The following is a 4,580-nucleotide window of genomic DNA, read 5'->3' on the forward strand; positions in this document are numbered from 1 at the left end:
AAGCAATTTTCGTAAACTACTTCTTATTTCTTGAAGCTGACCACTTCTGTCACAATCTCTTTAGCTCACGCTTAAGATTTTTTATTGCGGTCTTCAATGTGTACATCACCGCTTGTGTCAATATCCAATTCTTCTCGGCTAACATCTTCTGTCACTTTTTCAACATCTTCATGTTCTTCTTTATGAATTCCCACTTCTTCACGAACAACTGTATGTTTGCTAACATCTACTTGCTCTTCTTTGATTGGGATAGTGATCGTGTCATCTTCCAAGTTTTCGTCTGTACCCTGTGAAGATGGGTCTGTTACTGGTTTGCGCTCGATGACGATTTCTTCACGTTTGACCGGTACTTCTACCGTTTCAGTATCGTTGACCACATGTTTGTGGATGTCGACTTCTCCAGTGGTAACATCATGTGTATTTACATCTAATTTTTCTTCTTTTAGTTGAATCGTATCATCATCTAGATTTGGTTTGCGATCGATGTCTTCAGTCTCTCTTGTACCCATAGAATCAGCTTCGCCAGGTACGTCCATCGGATCAGTTCCTGGTGTCATATTCAATGGATCTGTTGTATTTTGAAAGCCTGTCGTACCATCTACGTCCATTGGATCAGTGCCAGTCCCAGTCCCTAGTCCAGTTCCCATTGTGCTTGCTGGGCTAACAGTCTCTTGCGTATCCATTGTGTCTTCTGTTGTTTCTGGCTGACGATAGCCTTTTACTGTGATGACAAATTTTCCAGCAGAAATATCTCCTCTATACTGATATAAAGGATCATTTTCTGGCGTAGCCGTCTCAGAATCATAGGTATCAAAAGAAAAAGTGTCTTTTATTCTTTCCCATAAAGAACGATCTTCTTCGCCATCCATCCGATTCTCATCTGTTTCAACATCTATGCCGGATAATCCGTCGAATCCTAGTCTAGTTGCTGCTTCATCAGTAGTATAAATAACGATATCATCTCGATCATACCCTTCGTTACGCAACCGTTCGATTACTGATAATGCTTCATCCCTTGTACTGTAGCTACCGATGACTGTTAAATTTTTGTCTTCCATGTAAATTCCTCCTAGCAAATAGATTTATGATTGGTATATTTTTACTTATAAATTTATTCTATAGGAGACGATTGTTTTCTACAAATATTTAGATTGGAATTTGATTAAAACATTTTAATTGTATTCCGGAGACATTTATGATAAAGAAAACTATGTATCAAATAAAATTATCGTTTATTTTTTGTTTCTATATGAATTTTTTTGAAAAATTTCATATAATTTCCATTCATTGAAAATGAAGCTATTTATCCAAACCGTGTATAAATAAGATATTTGTATAAACAAAGAGACTGATTTCCCCATATATTTTTTCCTCTATTAGGATAAAACCCTATGTCAGGTAATGACACCTCATTTTTTCTAATTTTACTCTAAGAAACATGCAGATAGTATAGCTAGTTAAGCCAGTGCTGAATAAATTGAAAGCTAAGCAATTTTTGAAAAGGATTTAATAATTTTTCAAAAATAAAAAGAAAATCCCCTACTACTATTCGAACGAACCAACCCCATTCCAATACTTGTAAAGTGACCCCATAGCTAAAATGAGAATAAACCAATTAAAAATAAAAAGAACCACTATATTAATAAAATAACTGTAAAGTGTTTTTTCTTATTCCTAAAGCTACTCCTTTTTTATCTGCTATTATTGAAATTTTAGTTATTAGCACAAGTAAAACTTGAAGGCTCATAGAAAATTAGATGAACGTCTATGCATTAACAAAAACTTTTAAAAGACAGTTGAAAATAGGTTCCTAATGAAATCAAGGTAAAGTGTCTATCGTCATTTGAGGAAATGCGGTAAAATAAAGGAAACGAACAATAACTGGAGGGATTTGTATTGGACAGCAAAACTAGAAAACAACTGCAAGAAAAATTAAAACAACGTACACATTTGCTCCCTTCCGTCTTTCAACAGTTTTTAGAAGAAAATCGCTCTTCTTTATCATTAGGTAGTCGCTATGAATATGCAAAAGATTTCCATTTATTTACTGATTATTTGAGAAAAGTATTTTCTGAAGAAGTGGATGACCAGCTGATTATCCGTTTAGAAAAACAAGATTATCAGAATTTCTTAGCTAAAATCTATCGACATACTCGTTCGTTCCAAACTACAGCGAATCAGGAAACAGAGCAATTGTTTGAAAATAGCTATTACGGGATTTCGAGGAAGCAATATTCATTAAATCATTTTTTACGATTTTTGTATCAAAAAGGACTGATTGAAGAAGAGATTTCTCTTTTGGGTACAAGTTTACCGGAAACAACTAAAGCAGCTCCGCGATATATCGATGCAGAACTTTTCAAAGATTTTGAGCATTTGTTTATCCCGATTGAAGGCTTTCAAACAAGCAGAGAAGCTAGCTTTGAAGAAAAGAATAGACCGAGGAACCTTGCGATTACTGCCATTCTTCTGTATTGCGGATTAAAGATCCATGAAGTAGTAGAACTTAAACGTAAAGATGTATCTTTGACCAAGCAGATTCTTAATCTGAATAGAAAAGAAAACAGATTGAGTAAAGTACCAATACCAAAAGAAGCGATGCCGTTTCTGGAGAACTATTTTAAGTTAACAGCACAAAATACGGACGAAAATTCTTTTGTTTTTCGTTCCTCACATGATCAACAAATTTCTCCTCGGACTATTCGCCAAATTTTGAGCAAAATCACAGTGTATAAGAATGTATCACCAGAATTATGCCGAAAAACCTATCGCTATTATACCGAACTATATTTAGATGATGCTGACGCGGTAAACTATTTATGTGGTAATCGATACCTCTCTTCCCACTCTTTTCAAGAAATCTGGGAAAAAATGGTTGATTTTTCTTATCACGAATTAGCGGCATTCGTTCAGGTTTCTGACACATAGGAACCTGAACTTTTTTCACAATAAACTATGTTATTATATAAAGGTTTATGTTACGATTATCTTGAGTTTGTATATTACTTAACAAAAGATAATGGAGTGTGAATGATGGAGACCATAACGTATTCCCCTTTGAATTTATTTACGAATTTTCAAGAAGCTGCAGCTGGCTTTTCCGAGACCCCGATTATCTGTGATCAGCCGCTTTCTGCTTTTCCTGAGTTAGGACTTGAAACAACTTACAAAAAATGCTTTGAAAGTGTGTTAAATCGAGCTTATCAATTGGCCCATCTTGGTGTGAAATCTGGAGACAAAGTCATTATCTATAAGAGTTCCGCTTTTGACACATACCTTCTCGCTGTTTCTGTGTCTTACCTTGGTGCAGTGCCTGTCATGACTTCTTATCATCTACCAACAGCGACAATGGAAGTATTTATCGACCGTTTAGAAGACCCCTTCATTTTATTTGATGATGAGACAAAAAAACGAGTGGGAGAAATTTCAAACGGGACTAAATCAAAACAGATTCCTATTTTTTATTTACTGGAGCAACCTGCTTTTCCTGTTCCCCAATCGTTTTTAGCTAAAAATGAAATTTCTTATATGACCCATACTTCTGGTACAACTGGTATCCCTAAGCTTATTTGTCATTCCGCTCATTCTATGGGTTGGCGAACGAAATGGCAAAAAACTGTTTTTGCAAAAATTTCAGAAAAGAAATTAATCGCTTTTCACATTTCCCCCGTACATTCTAGATTCAATATTGGCATCTCTTCTTTAATGTCCATGGGTTTTCCTATGATGCCTTTAGCAGACGCACAAAGTTCAAAAGTTATTCGTATGTTGGAAACCCACCGACCAATCGCATTAGAGACTCATCCGAATAACTTTGTTCAATGGAGTTTTACTGCTAAAGAACATCCAGAAGCTTTCTCTGGCATCTGTTATTATCATTCTACTTTTGATGCCATAAACAATCAGACAATGGAAACATTTTTGCGAACATCAATAACACAAGATGCGGTATTCCTTCAAGTATATGGCCAAAGTGAATGTGGACCGATGATTCTTAAGGCTCATACACTGGAAAGTTTGAAAACGAGTGATGCAAGAGATATGGGCGTTGGACTGGAAGACATGACAAGCGCTCGGATCACAGATTCAGTTGGGAACGTCCTTCCTGAAAATACAGATGGTCATATACAATTACTATCTAAAGGACGGGCTTTGACTTATTATAAGGAAGATGCACGGTTCCAGGAAAATGTTTATGGCGATTGGTGGGATAGCGGAGATTACGGTTTTATGGATGATCGTGGTCACCTATTTTTGAAAGATCGGCAAGTAGATTTGATCGAAACGATCAACAGTACATTAGCTATTGAAGACTTTTTATTAGATTCGTTAGATTTTTTGGCAGAAGTAGTGATTGTAAGGGATAAAAATCATTCTCCACAGCCGATTATTGCTTTAGCTCCTGATAAAGAAATGGATTGGAATCGATGGTGGGAGCAAGTCCATGAACTTCCCCGTTTGAACGCCCCTATCATCCGTGACTTTGATGCAATCCCGCGAACAGCTACAATGAAAGTTCAGCGGCTTCAAATCGAAAAAGAATTAAAAACACAAAACAACTAATCGTTTTTAAACGGTTG

The 4,580-nt window shown here is 36.0% G+C and carries 3 protein-coding genes; 2 read left to right on the plus strand and 1 reads right to left on the minus strand.

The genetic code is table 11. The features are described 5' to 3' along the window. Positions 1–71: 71 nt before the first annotated feature. A complete protein-coding gene (locus tag ESP02_RS12880) occupies positions 72–1,058 on the minus strand; it encodes a DUF2382 domain-containing protein (protein ID WP_038398922.1) in 987 nt (328 codons plus the stop codon). Positions 1,059–1,896: 838 nt separating this feature from the next. On the opposite strand from ESP02_RS12880, the gene ESP02_RS12890 reads away from it, so the two are divergent. Together ESP02_RS12890 and ESP02_RS12895 are read left to right on the plus strand one after the other, a co-directional pair. Continuing rightward, complete coding sequence (locus tag ESP02_RS12890; RefSeq protein ID WP_002400211.1) at positions 1,897–2,928, plus strand: tyrosine-type recombinase/integrase; 1,032 nt, start codon at positions 1,897–1,899, stop codon at positions 2,926–2,928. 102 nt (positions 2,929–3,030) lie between these two features. Next, positions 3,031–4,563, plus strand: coding sequence for an acyl-CoA synthetase (locus ESP02_RS12895; protein ID WP_073994713.1), 1,533 nt, complete (start codon positions 3,031–3,033; stop codon positions 4,561–4,563). The last annotated feature ends 17 nt before the right edge of the window (positions 4,564–4,580 follow it).

Source organism: Enterococcus sp. NBRC 3427 (genome assembly GCF_007996925.1).
Lineage (GTDB): Bacteria > Bacillota > Bacilli > Lactobacillales > Enterococcaceae > Enterococcus_B > Enterococcus_B lactis.